The sequence below is a fragment of the Mycobacterium sp. 5-140-3-2 genome, from assembly GCF_035666375.1.
Classification (GTDB): domain Bacteria; phylum Actinomycetota; class Actinomycetes; order Mycobacteriales; family Mycobacteriaceae; genus Mycobacterium; species Mycobacterium intracellulare.
Map to the genome: position 1 here is coordinate 3,515,058 of NZ_CP142025.1, position 13,567 is coordinate 3,528,624.

Annotated in this window: 14 protein-coding genes and 1 pseudogene; all 15 read left to right on the plus strand. The window is 65.7% G+C overall.

Annotation, left to right across the window (positions count from 1 at the left end):
- The first annotated feature begins 629 nt into the window (after positions 1 to 629).
- The 15 genes and pseudogenes from P6281_RS15965 to msrA all read left to right on the plus strand — a co-directional run bounded on the left by P6281_RS15965 (position 630) and on the right by msrA (position 13,511).
- Complete coding sequence (locus tag P6281_RS15965) at positions 630 to 2,900, plus strand: LuxR C-terminal-related transcriptional regulator (RefSeq protein ID WP_202377478.1); 2,271 nt, start codon at positions 630 to 632, stop codon at positions 2,898 to 2,900.
- Positions 2,901 to 3,086: 186 nt separating this feature from the next.
- The gene (locus P6281_RS15970) at positions 3,087 to 3,401 is read left to right on the plus strand and encodes a hypothetical protein (RefSeq protein ID WP_008258049.1); all 315 of its coding nucleotides are present in this window, start codon (positions 3,087 to 3,089) and stop codon (positions 3,399 to 3,401) included.
- Positions 3,402 to 3,640: 239 nt separating this feature from the next.
- Positions 3,641 to 4,029: pseudogene (locus P6281_RS15975) on the plus strand (four-helix bundle copper-binding protein).
- Between the two features lie 58 nt (positions 4,030 to 4,087).
- Positions 4,088 to 4,555 carry a DUF5709 domain-containing protein gene (locus P6281_RS15980; protein ID WP_008258051.1) on the plus strand — a complete coding sequence of 156 codons (468 nt, stop codon included), beginning with the start codon at positions 4,088 to 4,090 and terminating at the stop codon, positions 4,553 to 4,555.
- A gap of 36 nt (positions 4,556 to 4,591) precedes the next feature.
- Positions 4,592 to 6,004 (plus strand): NAD(P)H-quinone dehydrogenase, encoded by a 1,413-nt coding sequence (locus P6281_RS15985; protein WP_008258053.1) that lies wholly within the window; start codon positions 4,592 to 4,594, stop codon positions 6,002 to 6,004.
- 780 nt (positions 6,005 to 6,784) lie between these two features.
- Positions 6,785 to 7,912 carry a transaldolase gene (gene tal / locus P6281_RS15990; RefSeq protein ID WP_324738426.1) on the plus strand — a complete coding sequence of 376 codons (1,128 nt, stop codon included), beginning with the start codon at positions 6,785 to 6,787 and terminating at the stop codon, positions 7,910 to 7,912.
- Positions 7,909 to 8,508: a sulfite oxidase-like oxidoreductase gene (locus P6281_RS15995; protein WP_008258058.1), complete on the plus strand. Its 600-nt coding sequence runs from the start codon at positions 7,909 to 7,911 to the stop codon at positions 8,506 to 8,508. The genes tal and P6281_RS15995 overlap by 4 nt, the downstream gene beginning before the upstream one ends.
- Positions 8,509 to 8,516: 8 nt before the next feature.
- Positions 8,517 to 9,257, plus strand: coding sequence for a ferredoxin reductase (locus P6281_RS16000; RefSeq protein ID WP_014942444.1), 741 nt, complete (start codon positions 8,517 to 8,519; stop codon positions 9,255 to 9,257).
- A 14-nt stretch (positions 9,258 to 9,271) separates the two neighbouring features.
- Positions 9,272 to 9,547 carry a DUF6510 family protein gene (locus tag P6281_RS16005; protein WP_014942445.1) on the plus strand — a complete coding sequence of 92 codons (276 nt, stop codon included), beginning with the start codon at positions 9,272 to 9,274 and terminating at the stop codon, positions 9,545 to 9,547.
- A complete protein-coding gene (locus tag P6281_RS16010; RefSeq protein ID WP_014942446.1) occupies positions 9,547 to 10,197 on the plus strand; it encodes an RraA family protein in 651 nt (216 codons plus the stop codon). The genes P6281_RS16005 and P6281_RS16010 overlap by 1 nt, the downstream gene beginning before the upstream one ends.
- 58 nt (positions 10,198 to 10,255) lie before the next feature.
- Positions 10,256 to 10,846 (plus strand): GNAT family N-acetyltransferase, encoded by a 591-nt coding sequence (locus tag P6281_RS16015; RefSeq protein ID WP_014385229.1) that lies wholly within the window; start codon positions 10,256 to 10,258, stop codon positions 10,844 to 10,846.
- A 133-nt stretch (positions 10,847 to 10,979) separates the two neighbouring features.
- On the plus strand, positions 10,980 to 11,495 hold the full coding sequence (locus tag P6281_RS16020) for a YkgB family protein (RefSeq protein ID WP_014942447.1): 516 nt from the start codon (positions 10,980 to 10,982) through the stop codon (positions 11,493 to 11,495).
- Positions 11,496 to 11,666: 171 nt separating this feature from the next.
- Positions 11,667 to 12,437, plus strand: coding sequence for an SDR family NAD(P)-dependent oxidoreductase (locus P6281_RS16025; RefSeq protein ID WP_014385231.1), 771 nt, complete (start codon positions 11,667 to 11,669; stop codon positions 12,435 to 12,437).
- A 34-nt stretch (positions 12,438 to 12,471) separates the two neighbouring features.
- Positions 12,472 to 12,966: a peptide-methionine (R)-S-oxide reductase MsrB gene (gene msrB / locus P6281_RS16030; protein WP_014385232.1), complete on the plus strand. Its 495-nt coding sequence runs from the start codon at positions 12,472 to 12,474 to the stop codon at positions 12,964 to 12,966.
- A complete protein-coding gene (msrA, locus tag P6281_RS16035; protein ID WP_201359321.1) occupies positions 12,963 to 13,511 on the plus strand; it encodes a peptide-methionine (S)-S-oxide reductase MsrA in 549 nt (182 codons plus the stop codon). The genes msrB and msrA overlap by 4 nt, the downstream gene beginning before the upstream one ends.
- Positions 13,512 to 13,567 lie beyond the last annotated feature (56 nt).

Here is a 13,567-nt window from a genome sequence, read left to right on the forward strand (position 1 = left end):
CGGGCGATGGTGGCGCGGTTCCCGCGGTGCCAACGTAGTCATTGCGCTTTGGATCGCCGCGACCCAACCAGGGCCCGGCGCCGGAGGGCAAACGCGCAGAGGGTCGAGAAGACGATGATGAGCACACTGTTGGGAATGTTGATGATGATGCCGGTGGTCTTCGGCGTGGGTGGCTACGTGTTGGTGTCCCGACGTCCATGAGCACGGCGCAGACGATGGCGGGCCGCCGGCCCGCGTGCCCCGAAGTCTCGCGTTGAGACGCTCAGTCACCTCCCTTGAGAGGTTCAGCATCCGGGCGCGGCGGTGCAGTGGGTTGCAGGAGTAGAGGCTTCGGTGAAATCAGGAGAAGTGCGGTGAGCGGGCACAGCATGAGCGCGGCTCATGAGACAACCATTGAGCCCTTGGCGGGACGCGGGTCCGCCGGCCCAAACGGGCACCGCCGGCGTGCGCCCGCGGCATTTCCGGACGGCGCATCTGATTCAATAGAGTCGCCGCGATTACCGAGCAGAACGAGCCCGGGCGGCCCCGCAAGGACAAACTGGGATGCCGACAGGGCGGCCACCCAGGACGCGTCACCGCCGAGTTTCCCCGCCCGGCTGCAGGATTCGACGGATTCGCGGAGTGCGGACATGAGCGGCTCAGCAGGGCGCAGCGACAACGGCGTCGGACAAGCCGGTGCGCGCGCAGTCCTGCTCGCCACCAAGCTGCACGTCCCGGCCATGGGGGCGCAGCTGGTTCACCGGGCGGCCCTGCTGGACGCATTGTCGGCGGGGCGTACCCGCAAGCTGACCCTGTTGAGTGCGCCGGCGGGTTGGGGCAAGACGACATTGCTGGCGCAGTGGGCGATGGGTGGGGATGGGCGGTTCGCCTGGCTGTCGCTCGATTCCTCCGACAACGACCCGGTGTGGTTTTGGATGTACGTGGTCGCCGCGCTGCAGAAAGTCAGTCCCGGGCTGGGGATTCGCGCGGTCGAACTCCTGGCGATGGGTGCCGATCCAGTGCAAATCGTGCTGCCTACCCTGCTCAACGATCTGGACACGATCGCTAGCCCCGTCGTGCTCATTCTCGATGACTACCATCTGGTGGTAGGCCGAGCGATGCATGAGCAGCTTGCCTTCTTCATCAGCCGGATGCCGGCGAATCTTCACCTGGTGTTGGCCACCCGAGCCGATCCGATGTTGCCGCTGGCTCGGCTGAGGGCCAGCGGCGAGCTCGCCGAGGTGCGAACGGACGACTTACGTTTCGGGCCGACCGAGGCGGACCACCTGCTGAACGATGTCCTCGGGCTGGGCTTGGCGCCCACGGATATTCAACTGTTGCACCGCCGCACCGAAGGATGGGCTGCCGGCCTCTATCTTGCCGCCCTCTCGCTTGCCGGGCGTGCTGACACCGCAACGTTCATCAAGACGTTCGCAGGCGACAACCGTCATATCGTCGACTACTTGATGGCCGAGGTGCTCGACGGGCAGCCACCGAACCTGCGTAGTTTTTTGCTCCGCACGTCGGTCCTGGGACGACTCAGCGGTGCGCTGTGCGACGCGGTGCTGCAAACGTCTGGCTCGGCCGCGGTCCTGCAAAAGATCGAGCGCGAAAACCTGTTCGTGGTGCCACTGGACACGTCGCGTCACTGGTATCGCTATCACCAGCTGTTCGGTGAGCTGCTGCGCACCGAGCTGCGCCGCACCGAGCCTGATCTCGTCGCCGATCTGCACCGGCGAGCCGCGACGTGGTTCGAGGCCGAGGGACTCATCGATGAGGCGGTGCGCCACCTGCTCGCCGCCGGCGACACCGCGCGCAGCGCTGACCTGATCGCCGCGGACTGGGTCGACGAATTCAACGGCGGCGGCCTGTCGACCATCTCCGGCTACCTGGATCTACTTCCCGAGGAAACCGTCTTAGAGGATCCGCGCCTGAGCGTCGCCCGCGCGTGGATCGCCCTCAGCGTCGGTCAACTCGATGACGCCGCCGAGTGGATCGAGGCGGTCGAGGCGCGATCCGCGGACGATACCGCGGATGGTCGCGCCATCAGCGCGCAAGCCGCCGTGTTGCGCGCGGTTCACTCATTCAAGACGGCTGACGTTGCTGCCGCGCTCGAGGGGGCTCGCCGGGCGACCACCCTCGATTTCGGCGAAGCACCGCTGGGCCGACCGAGCGCCTATTGCATTTATGGTGCCGCGCTGTACTTTTCGGGCGATGTCCCCGAGGCGCAAGCCGCCTTCCGGCGGGCCGTGCAGCTTGCCGAGAAGGTGGGCGATCGTCGCGCCCGCAGTTCCTCGTTGGGCTATCTGGCGCTGATCTCGGCCGAACGGGGTGAGCTCGCGGATGCCGAGCATCAGATCCGGGAGGCTTCGGGCAGCCCCCGAGACCTGGCCGATGCGGAACATCTGGTGGACGTGATGGTGTCGCTGGCCACGGCCGAACTCCTCGCCAAAAGCGGTGACGCGCTTGCGGCGGTGGCCGCCGCGGACATGGCCGTCATGTCGGCCCGCCAAAGTGGTGCGATCCTCGAGGTGGCCAAGGCGCAGTTGGTGAGGGCGGAGATCTCCGAGCGGCTCGGCGACCACCAGACCGCCAAGGCGAGCCTCGAAGAGGCCGGCACCCTGGTGCGTGGTTGCGCCGATGCCGGCATCGCCCCGACGCTGCTCGCCTCGGCCGAGCGCAACGCGGGAGTCGCGGTGAGTCCGCGCAACGAACGGAGCGTGGTCGCCGAGGAACTGACCCCCAAAGAGGTTGAGGTTCTTCGCCTGCTCGCCACCCGGCTATCGCGACGCGAGATCGGTGAGCGGCTCTACGTCTCGCTCAATACCGTGAAGACCCACCAGCGCGCCATTTACCGCAAGCTCGGCGTTGAGCACCGCGGCGCGGCGGTCAGCCGGGCGCGAGAACTCGGACTGTTTTAGCCCATCCGCGGGCACCGCACCAGATGTGCCCGGTCACGAATCACCTTGTCTGACAAAGCCGTTAATGAACCACGCCCAGCCGCCGCCAGGAAACCGGAAAGGGACCAGGACATGCTTACTGCCGCTATCAGGCCCCAGGCCCGATTGGTGTCGTCGAAGACACGGAGGTTCCCGAGTCGTGGTTCGGTGGCGCAACCGCGCCCCACGGTTGAGCCGTCGAGCATCTCCGACGAGGACATGGCGTGGTTACTGGTCGACGCGGTGAATTCGTGTCTGACCGGCTATGAGCGCACGGTTGTCTTCGTCGAATTAGGCTGCGGCGAAGGGTATCTCGTGATCAAACGCATCCTCACCTCCCTCCTGGCAACCCGTACGGCGTTGCCGGTGGCGATACACTCGAAGTTGACCGGATGGCTGAATGGCTACGCCGGCAGCCCAGAGGAGCCGCAGCTGCGCAGGATGCTGGCCATCATTCGCCCGCGGCAGCCCGAGGCGGTTTAGGAGCGCCTGACCCGCCAGACCGGTCGCGCCCCGTCAGTGGTGATCTTGGGTAGTGGGTTCGGCGGATTCGTCACGTCGTTTTATCACCCGGGTGAGGCACTCAGGTGGGCGAGGACAGTTCACCCGTTTGCACGCCATGCTTTTGATGTCTACAGCTACGCAGCCGTGTTCTGTTGTGTGAGACAGCCTCCAACAAGGAGGAACCTGACAAGGAGGACGTAGTGAACGCCGCCAGGAGAATGCTGGAGACCTATCCCCGCGATCTAGGCCGGATCGATCGAGACAGCTGGTCGCATGTATCGACGCGTGTTTTGAATGCGACCAGGCGTGCACAGCGTGTGCAGACGCCTGCCTCAGTGAAGACGACGTCAACCACTTGACCAAATGCATCCGTACCTGCCTTGACTGCGCGGATGTCTGCGCGACAACCGGGCGCGTGCTGTCCCGGCACACGGGCTATGACGCCAACTTGACCAGGACGGTGCTCCAAACGTGCGCCGTCGCCTGTAAGACAAGCGGGGACGAGTGCGACAAGCACGCGGCGAAACACGAGCATTGCCGCGTGTGCGCCGAGGTATGCCGTCGCTGTGAACGAGCCTGCCGCGATCTTGTCGAGGCGCTCGGTTGAGGCAACCACCGGGCGGGCGCACGGCTTCGCTTCGCGAGTGCGACCTTGCAGATAAGGAATGGAGACGGCGCTGATGGGGATTTCTGAATTCGACGACGTCGGGGCCCACCTGCTCGAGCCGGAAGAAAGCGTGGACTCTGAACAGACGGGCATCGACCTGGACGAGGGCTACTCACCCCCGGAAAGCCCGCGGGAATTGCGGGCGTGGGGTCTCACCGCGAGGGAAGCGCGCACCCACGAAAGTCTGGCGCGCCGGCTGGCCCGTGAGCTGCCGGACGTGACCGACCAGTGGGACGGCGACGGAATCGGTGATAGCGCTGACAGCGATGGCGAGCCGATCGACGATCAGGTCGGCGGCATGCGCGCGGGCCGGCTCGTCGCCTTCGACGTAGACCCTACGGATCCGGCTACGGATTACCTTGCCTACGACGTCGGCATTGACGGTGGCGCCGCGTCGGCTGAGGAAGCCGCCATCCATATCATCGGCGATGAAGACACGAACGCCGGTGGTGGATGGCGTTTTTGATGACCTGTCGTCCGGCCGGATGGTGAGGTTCGAGCTGTGCCGACCCGCATTGTGATCCTCGGCGGGGGCCCGGCCGGTTACGAGGCGGCACTGGTCGCCGCCGCCCGAGGGCCTGAGGTGGCACGGGTGAGCATCGTGGACGCCGACGGTATCGGCGGTGCGGCCGTGCTGTGCGACTGCGTGCCGTCAAAGACGTTCATCGCCTCCACCGGGCTGCGCACCGAACTGCGCCGGGCGCCTCTGAGCTTGGACATCGGTATCGCCGACGCGGAGATCTCGTTGCCCGAAATCCACCAGCGGGTCAAGACATTGGCGGCCGCCCAGTCCGCCGACATCACCGCCGACCTGCTCAGCATGGGCGTCGAGCTGATCGCCGGTCGCGGTGAGCTGATCGACGCGACTCCCGGGCTGGCGCGCCACTGCGTCAAGGTGACCAAGCCCGACGGCACCGCGATGGTGCGAGATGCCGACGTCGTATTGGTTGCGACCGGCGCCAGCCCGCGAATCCTGCCCTCGGCGCAGCCCGACGACGAGCGCATCGTGACCTGGCGCCAGCTTTACGACCTGACCGCGCTCCCCGAGCACCTCATCGTCGTCGGCTCGGGCGTCACCGGCGCCGAGTTCGCCAACGCGTACGCCGAACTCGGTGCCGCGGTGACCGTCGTGGCCAGCCGGGACCGGGTGCTGCCCTACGAGGATGCCGACGCCGCATGGGTACTGGAGGAATCGTTTGCCGAACGCGGCGTCAAACTCGTCAAAAACGCACGCGCGCAATCGGTTGTCCGCACCGAGGGCGGAGTCGTGGTGACGATGACCGACGGCCGCACCGTTGAGGGCAGCCACGCCCTGATGACGATCGGATCGACCCCCAACACCGACGGCCTGGGCCTGGAGCGGGTGGGCATCGAGCTGGGGCGCGGCAACCACCTGACCGTAGACCGGGTGTCACGGACGTCGGTTCCCGGGATCTATGCCGCCGGGGATTGCACCGGCCTGTTGCCGTTGGCCTCGGTCGCCGCGATGCAGGGCCGGATCGCGATGTATCACGCGCTGGGCGAGGCGGTTAGTCCGATCCGGCTGCGCACCGTCGCGGCCACGGTATTCACGCGTCCCGAGATCGCCGCGGTCGGCGTGCCGCAGACGGCGATCGACGACGGCTCGGTGCCGGCCCGGACCATCATGCTGCCACTCGAAACCAATGCGCGCGCCAAGATGTCGGAGCTGCGTCATGGCTTCGTCAAACTCTTCTGCCAACAGGCCACCGGCGTCGTGATCGGCGGTGTGGTGGTCTCCCCGATCGCCTCGGAGCTGATCCTGCCGATCGCCGTGGCCGTGCAGAATCGCATCACGGTCGACGGGCTGGCGCAGACGCTCGCGATCTACCCGTCGCTGTCCGGCTCGATCACCGAGGCGGCCAGGCGGCTGATAGCGCACGATGATCTGGACTGACGCCGCACAGTGGTTGGCGCCGCGGCCCGTGGCCCGGGCGACCCTTGTCCTGGGCGCACTGCCTGCCGCCGTGTGGTGGCTGGCACCGTGGAAGTTGTTGATCAAGACCACAATCGATGAGATGCCGCCGCCAGGAGCTCAGACCACCCAGTTAGGAGAATTCACCAGCCACATCCACCCAACCAGCGGTGCTGCGCGGCTGGCGACCTTGCCCGACGGGTCACGGATACTGCGGCTGGACAATCTCCATGCCACGTTGGGTCCGCAGCTGCGCGTCTGGCTGAGTGACACACGAGTAGCCATGTCGACACCGCCGGAGTCGGCAGCGTCATTCTGTGGTGCGCCCGCTTCGGTGTGTCCTTTGGCGCCGCGGAGCTGCGATTCGTGCCGCAATCACTGGACACACCCTTGAGGGGTCTAACCGTCCGTCCAGCTTGAGCATTATCACCCGGGTGAATGGTGCTGGAGGGTGATGACGGCTTGGCCGGGTCCGGGCCACGCTCAGAACACCACCCGGCAGGTGCCCATACACAACCTGGCCATCGACCGGGCGGGAATGAGTTCCGCAGCAACGGGCTTGCACGCGCAGTCGTGCAACAACGCTCTATGAAGGCCTGGTAACGGAGGATCTGTGACGCAAACAGCGCGCCGCATTAGCTTGACGACGCGGGACCGGCGGATGCTGGCCGGCGCGTACTGGCCGGTCGTCGCGTTCGCCGCCGCGCTCCTCACCGCACGAACAGCGCGTAGCCGCCGACATCGGCAGGAGGCCGCAGACACATGACGCAAGACCCAACCCTGACCGCGCTTTCGGCGGCGGGGGTCTCGGTTTGGTTGGACGACCTGTCGCGCGACCGTCTGGTATCCGGCAACCTGCAGAGGCTGATCGACACCAGAAGCGTAGTCGGCGTCACCACCAATCCCTCGAATCTCCAGCGGGCGATCTCACATGGCCATGCCTACGATCGGCAGATCACCGAACTGGCCGAAGGCGGCGCCGACGCCGAATCGGCGATCCGCACCGTCATCACCGACGACGTCCGGCAAGCGTGCGACGTCCTGCGCCCGCAGTGGGAAGCCTCCGGTGGCGTCGACGGACGGGTATCCATCGAGGTGGACCCGAGGGCAGCCCACGACGCCGACAAGACGGTCAGTCAAGCCGTCGAGTTGTGGAAGATCGTCGATCGGCCGAATCTGTTCATCAAGATCCCCGCGACGTCGGCCGGTATGTCCGCGATCACCGCCACTGTGGCCGAGGGCATTTCAGTCAACGTGACCCTCATCTTCTCGGTCGAGCGCCATCGTGCGGTGATGAACGCCTACCTGGCCGGGCTGGAGGCGGCGCAGCGCGCCGGCAAAGACCTCACCCAAATCCATTCCGTGGCATCCCTGTTCGTCTCCCGCATCGACACCGAGATCGACCAGCGGCTGGAGACGATCGGCACCGAGGCAGCCATGGAACTGCGCGGACGTGCCGGAATCGCCACCGCCCGGCTCGCTTATGCCGCATACCAGGAGGTGTTCCAAGCCGGACACCGCTACGCCGCGCTCGGCTACGACGGCGCCCATGTGCAGCGCCCGCTGTGGGCCTCCACCGGGGTGAAGAACCCCGCCTATCCCGACACCATGTACATCACCGAGCTGGTCGCGCCACACACTGTCAGCACCATCCCGGAAAAAACCCTGGAGGCACTCGCCGATCACGGCGTGATCAGCGGCGACTCCATCACCGGGACGGCCGCCGACGCCCGAGCCGTGCTCGACAACATCAGCGCAGCCGGCGTGGAACTCAAGGACGTTGTGAGGACGCTCGAAGATGACGGCGTCGCCAAATTCGTAGCATCCTGGCGGCAACTGCTCGGGTCCTATCCCGCTCCCCCAAATCTGCTGCCGAAAGGACACCAATGACTGTCGTCAACAAGGGCTTTCGCGGGCGTCGCGCCGAGTCGGTCGTCGAGTTGCCGCCCGGTCAGCATCTGACCGCGGACTTCCCCGTGCTGCAGGCGGGACCGACTCCGCGCATCGACCTCGATCGCTGGCGGTTCACAATCCGCGACGAGCATGGCACCGAACGCGTGTGGACCTGGGCCCAGTTGAGGCAATTGCCCAGCGAGCGGCCCACCGTCGACATCCACTGCGTCACCACGTGGTCCAAGCTGAACACCATGTGGGAGGGCGTAGCTGTAGACACTCTTTTCGAAGGGATCGACACGGCCGCCGAATTCGCACTGGTCGGTTGCTACGGCGGTTATACCACCAACCTCCCGCTGCGCGACCTTCTCGGCGGCAGGGCGTGGATCGTCTACGCCTACGACGGCGCACCGCTCAGCCCGGTGCACGGCGGCCCGGCACGGCTGCTGGTGCCGCACCTGTATTTCTGGAAGTCCGCGAAGTGGGTGAGATCCATTGAGTTGCGCGACAGCGACATACCGGGCTTCTGGGAAGGGTTGGGCTACCACAACTACGGGGACCCGTGGCGAGAACAACGCTACGCCGGGGATTGACGGCGACTGTGGATGTCGACGTGAAACCGGCGCTACGGTGGCGGGTCGCGCGTGTCGTGAATTCTCACCCCGAGACCGATTCGGCGCGCACGATCCGGCTGACCGTGCCCGGCTGGGGCGGCCACCTGGCCGGCCAGCACATCGATCTCAAATTGACCGCCGAGGACGGGTACAGCGCGCAACGCAGCTACTCACTGAGCAGACCGGCCGACGGTGAGCACATCGAACTCACCGTGCAGCGGATCTCCGACGGAGAGGTCTCGCCGTATCTCCTCGGACTCGCTGCCGGCGACGAGATCGAATTGCGCGGCCCCATCGGTGGCTGGTTCGTCTGGCGCCCCGACGAGGAGGGTCAGGTTCTACTCGTCGGCGGCGGATCGGGAATCGTGCCGTTGATGGCGATGCTGCGACAGCGGCTAGTGGTGGGCAGCGCCCACTTTCGGCTGATCTATTCGGTGCGCAGTCCTACCGATGTGTACTACGCCCAAGAGTTGGCGCGGCTCGAGCGTGAATGTGATTGGCTTGAGGTCACACGGGTCTACACCCGCTCGGCCGCGCCACACACCACGCGGCCGTCCGGCCGGGTGCGTGCCGCTGACTTCGCGCCGACCCGCTGGGCACCCCGCAACGAGTTGCGCATCTATGTGTGCGGCCCAACGGGATTCGTGGAATCGGTGACCGCAATGCTGATCGAGCAGGGACATCAGCCGTCAGCCATCCGGACCGAGCGGTTTGGGCCGAGCAACTAATCCAGAAGCGAGGAATGATGACCGAACCGACACACGTCGACGGCAACGCGGCCGCGGGCGCCTTCGCGGAAGTGCTGGGATTCGACGTCACCACCGCAACGCTGACCTGCGGGAAATGTTGTCGTAACACCGCCTTCGCCGAGAGCCACGTCTACCACCGCGGCCCCGGCATCGTGGTGCGCTGCCCGGGCTGCGACGACGTCCTGGCCCGACTCGTGCAAACGAGCACGGACACCTGGCTCGACTTCCGTGGCGCCCAGTCCTGGCGTATCGCGACCCCGGACCGCTGATGCAATCCCTCGACGTACTCGCCGGTCGCGTGCGCACCGCCGACATCGTGGACGCCATGGGGCGCCGGCACCGACACCGTTGTCACCTCCTCGACCTGGTGAGCCCGACACCCGGCCGCCGTCTCTTCGGTCCCGCCGTGACCATCTCCTACTTCCCGACGTGCCGGGTCGCCCTCCCTCCCGAGCGCTACAACTTCAAGAGGTTGTTCTACGACGCCATCGAAAGCGGCGCCGACGGGCGCGTGCTCGTCCTGGCCAGCAATGGCTGCAGCGACGCGTCGCTGGGCGGCGGGACAAAGCTGTCGCGTGTCCATAACCATCGGCTCGCCGGCATTCTCGCGGACGGGAAGCTGCGCGACTTCGCCGAGCTGGCGCACTACGACCTCGCCGTCTATTGCCGCGGCGAGACAACGCGGTCGGGCGGCGACATCGTCACCCCGTACGAGGCGAACCGTCCGGTGGTGATCGCGGGGGTGGCGGTCCGTCCCGGCGACTACGTCTTCGCCGACGCCTCGGGCGCCGCGGTCATACCCGCCGGCGACGTGCGCGCGGTGATGCGCGCCGCCAAAAAGGTCGCACTGGAGGACGCGGAGACCATCGTGGCCATCAGGGCCGAGACGCCAAACACACTGGGAACCAACGAGAACTGACGGATCGGACCGCGCCCACAACGTTTGGGCACTACACACGACAACGCTAGGGGCGGGAATGGTTGAGCATCATCACGTCGACTGGGACGCGGACACGCGGCGCATCGAGACACCCCGGCTGGTGTTGCGGCCGTGGGAACTCGATGACGCTCTCGCCGCATATGCGATCTACGGTGCGCCCGAAGTGGCGCGTTGGCTGTGCCCGGCCTTGCCCCCCATCCCCGACGCGATGGTGATGCGACACGTCCTGGCGGCATGGATCGCCGAAAGCGACCCGACCGGGCTGCCGCTGGGCCGGTGGGCGATCACCGACAACACCGCGGGAGACGTAATCGGGGGCGTTGCCCTGCTTCCGCTGCCGCCGGGCGGCACGGATCTGGAAATCGGGTGGCAGCTGTCTCCGAACGCTTGGGGCTACGGTTACGGCGCGGAAGCCGGTCACGCGGTTGCCCATCAGGCATTCGAAAACCCCGGTATCAGTGAGGTCTTCGCAGTCGTGCGACCGGAGAATCGCCGTGGTGTGGCTACCGCCCGGCGAGTGGGGATGGAGTGGGTCGGCGAGACCGACAAGTACTACAACCTCACGCTACAGGTCTACCGTTTGACGAAGGCCGATCTCGACCTGCCGGAGCCGGCTTGTGCGCACTGAACGGCATGCCCCGCAACGGCTTACCGTCGTCTCACCCGGGTGAATTGCACCCAGGGATGAGGACAACTCACCCCATGCGCGTAGATAGTGGTCGCTGATCTGAGCCGCGACCGACACACAGAACGGAGACCGCATGTCGCAGAGTGAGGCCACCGCCATGATGACTGCTGGGCCAGGAAAGTCTCGAATAAACGTCATCGCGCCCCTCGTCGCACGTTACGGTTTGGCTGTAGTCCTGGCCTGGTTCGGCGCCATGAAATTCACTTACTATGAGTCCCACGGCATTTCGCATTGGGTGGCCAACAGCCCCTTCTTGAGTTGGGTCTACGAAATCATGTCCATCGACGCCTTTGGCCGATTGAACGGAACGGTAGAATTGGTCACGGCGGCGCTCTTGGCCCTCAAGCCCTGGTCTCCGAAAGCTGCCGTGGTGGGCGGGATAGTCGCCTCTCTGTTCTTCGTCACCACGCTGAGTTTCATGATCACGACGCCCGGGGTCGGCGAGGCGTCTGCGGGTGGGTTTCCCATTCTGTCCGCCGACGGCGAATTCTTGATGAAGGACATCGCGCTCATCGGCTTAGCGCTCTGGCTGTTGGTGGACGCTATCGACGCAACCCGCGAACAGCCGGTCGTCGCCAAATCGCAGTGACTCTCCCCGCCGACGAAGTTGCCCGGGACGAGGACTCGCGCCCAACTCCGCATCAAATCACCCGGGTGAACAGACGGCTGGGGTGATGCCGGCTCAGTCCGCGACGTTGCAGTCTCGTTAGACGGCGGCCCAGCGGGGAGCCGTCAAAGACAACCACGAAGGGGACCGAACATGCATTTTGACGGCAAGAAGGTCATCGTTGTCGGCGGCAGTGCCGGCATGGGTCGGCAGGTCGCTCTCGATGTCGTCGACCATGGCGGCAGCGCGGTGATCATCGGACGTTCGAAGGACCGTGTCGATGACACCGTCGCTGAGCTGACGAACCGGCGTCGCCACGCCTGGGGCATCGCCGCCGAACTGACTGATCGCGCTGCCGTCGCGGATGTACAGCGTGCGCTGTCCGAGCAGCACGACGACGCGACCTTGCTGGTCAACGCGGCGGGATTCTTCATCCCCAGGCCGTTTCTCGAGTACGACCAGCAGTTCTACGACTCCTACATGGAGCTCAACTACGCGCTGTTCTTCCTGACACAGACCGTCGTTGCGGGCATGATCGCCAATGGCGAGGGCGGTTCCATCGTCAACATCGGCAGCATGTGGGCACATCAGGCCATCGGTTTGACACCATCGTCTGCGTATTCGATGCAAAAGGCCGGCCTGCACGCCCTTACCCACAATCTGGCCATCGAGCTTGCGGAGCACAAGATTCGCGTCAACGCGGTGGCGCCGGCGGTTGTCAAGACCCCGCTGTATGAAGGCTTTATCCCGAAGGACGAAATCGACGCCACGCTAGACACTTTCGCGCCGCTTCACCCGCTGGGACGAGTCGGCACCCCCGTCGACGTCGCCAACGCCGTCACCTATCTGCTTTCCGAACAGGCCAGCTGGGTCACCGGCGCGATCCTCAACGTCGACGGCGGCATCATGGCCGGCCGCAACTAATCGGACAACCGAGCACACTCACCAAGGAGCATCCGTGTCACACGAATACACCAAGAACCCGGCGGCGGTCGACGCGCTGAGTCCCGAGCAGTACCACGTTACCCAGGAGAGCGGGACCGAGCGTCCATTCTCCGGCGAATACTGGGCCAACAAGGAACCCGGTATCTACGTCGACATCGTCTCCGGTGAGCCGCTGTTCGCATCGGTCGACAAATTTGAGAGCGGCACCGGCTGGCCCAGCTTCACCCAGCCGATCGACGCGGACAACGTCGTCGAGAAGAGCGACCGCAGCCACTTCATGGAACGCACCGAGGTTCGTTCGGCGCACGGCGACAGCCACCTCGGGCACGTCTTCAGCGACGGCCCCCGGGATAAAGGCGGCCTGCGCTACTGCATCAACTCGGCGTCGCTGCGTTTCATTCACCGCGACAACCTCGAGGCCGAAGGTTACGGGCGATACCTGAGCCTGTTCTCCGACGCGGCTGCGGAGCGACGCGGCGGCGCACCCGTGAGCGAGCAGCGGTCATGACACACAAGGTTGCCGTCCTGGCGGGTGGATGCTTTTGGGGCATGCAGGATCTGATCCGCAAGCAGCCCGGTGTGGTGTCCACGCGGGTCGGCTACACCGGCGGCCAGAACGCGCACCCCACCTATCGCAACCATCCCGGGCACGCCGAAGCGATCGAGATCACCTACGACCCCGACCGGACCGATTATCGGACGCTGCTGGAGTTCTTCTTCCAGATCCACGACCCGACCACCAAGAACCGCCAGGGCAACGACGTCGGGACCAGCTACCGCTCAGCGATCTTCTATCTGGACGACGAACAGAAGCGGATCGCGCTCGACACCATCGCCGACGTCGACGAGTCGGGACTGTGGCCCGGCACGGTGGTCACGGAAGTGGCTCCGGCCGGCGAGTTCTGGGAGGCGGAGCCCGAGCACCAGGACTACCTCGAGCGGTATCCGTCGGGCTATACGTGCCACTACGTCCGGCCAGGATGGAAGCTGCCCCACCGCAGCGGCTTTCGCGATGCCAAGTCGCCGTCGGCGCACGCGAACCGCGACGGGTGATCGCGGTCGTCCGGCGCCGACGCCGTTGACCGCCGGCGGGAGACGGATCCAGCATT

Bases quoted from the DNA above. Each gene is read 5' to 3' on its own strand.
- P6281_RS15965 (WP_202377478.1), top strand. From the start codon at position 630: ATGAGCGGCTCAGCAGGGCGCAGCGACAACGGCGTCGGACAAGCCGGT.
- P6281_RS15980 (WP_008258051.1), top strand. From the start codon at position 4,088: ATGGAGACGGCGCTGATGGGGATTTCTGAATTCGACGACGTCGGGGCC.
- tal (WP_324738426.1), top strand. From the start codon at position 6,785: ATGACGCAAGACCCAACCCTGACCGCGCTTTCGGCGGCGGGGGTCTCG.
- P6281_RS15995 (WP_008258058.1), top strand. From the start codon at position 7,909: ATGACTGTCGTCAACAAGGGCTTTCGCGGGCGTCGCGCCGAGTCGGTC.
- P6281_RS16005 (WP_014942445.1), top strand. From the start codon at position 9,272: ATGATGACCGAACCGACACACGTCGACGGCAACGCGGCCGCGGGCGCC.
- P6281_RS16010 (WP_014942446.1), top strand. From the start codon at position 9,547: ATGCAATCCCTCGACGTACTCGCCGGTCGCGTGCGCACCGCCGACATC.
- P6281_RS16015 (WP_014385229.1), top strand. From the start codon at position 10,256: ATGGTTGAGCATCATCACGTCGACTGGGACGCGGACACGCGGCGCATC.
- P6281_RS16020 (WP_014942447.1), top strand. From the start codon at position 10,980: ATGTCGCAGAGTGAGGCCACCGCCATGATGACTGCTGGGCCAGGAAAG.
- P6281_RS16025 (WP_014385231.1), top strand. From the start codon at position 11,667: ATGCATTTTGACGGCAAGAAGGTCATCGTTGTCGGCGGCAGTGCCGGC.
- msrA (WP_201359321.1), top strand. From the start codon at position 12,963: ATGACACACAAGGTTGCCGTCCTGGCGGGTGGATGCTTTTGGGGCATG.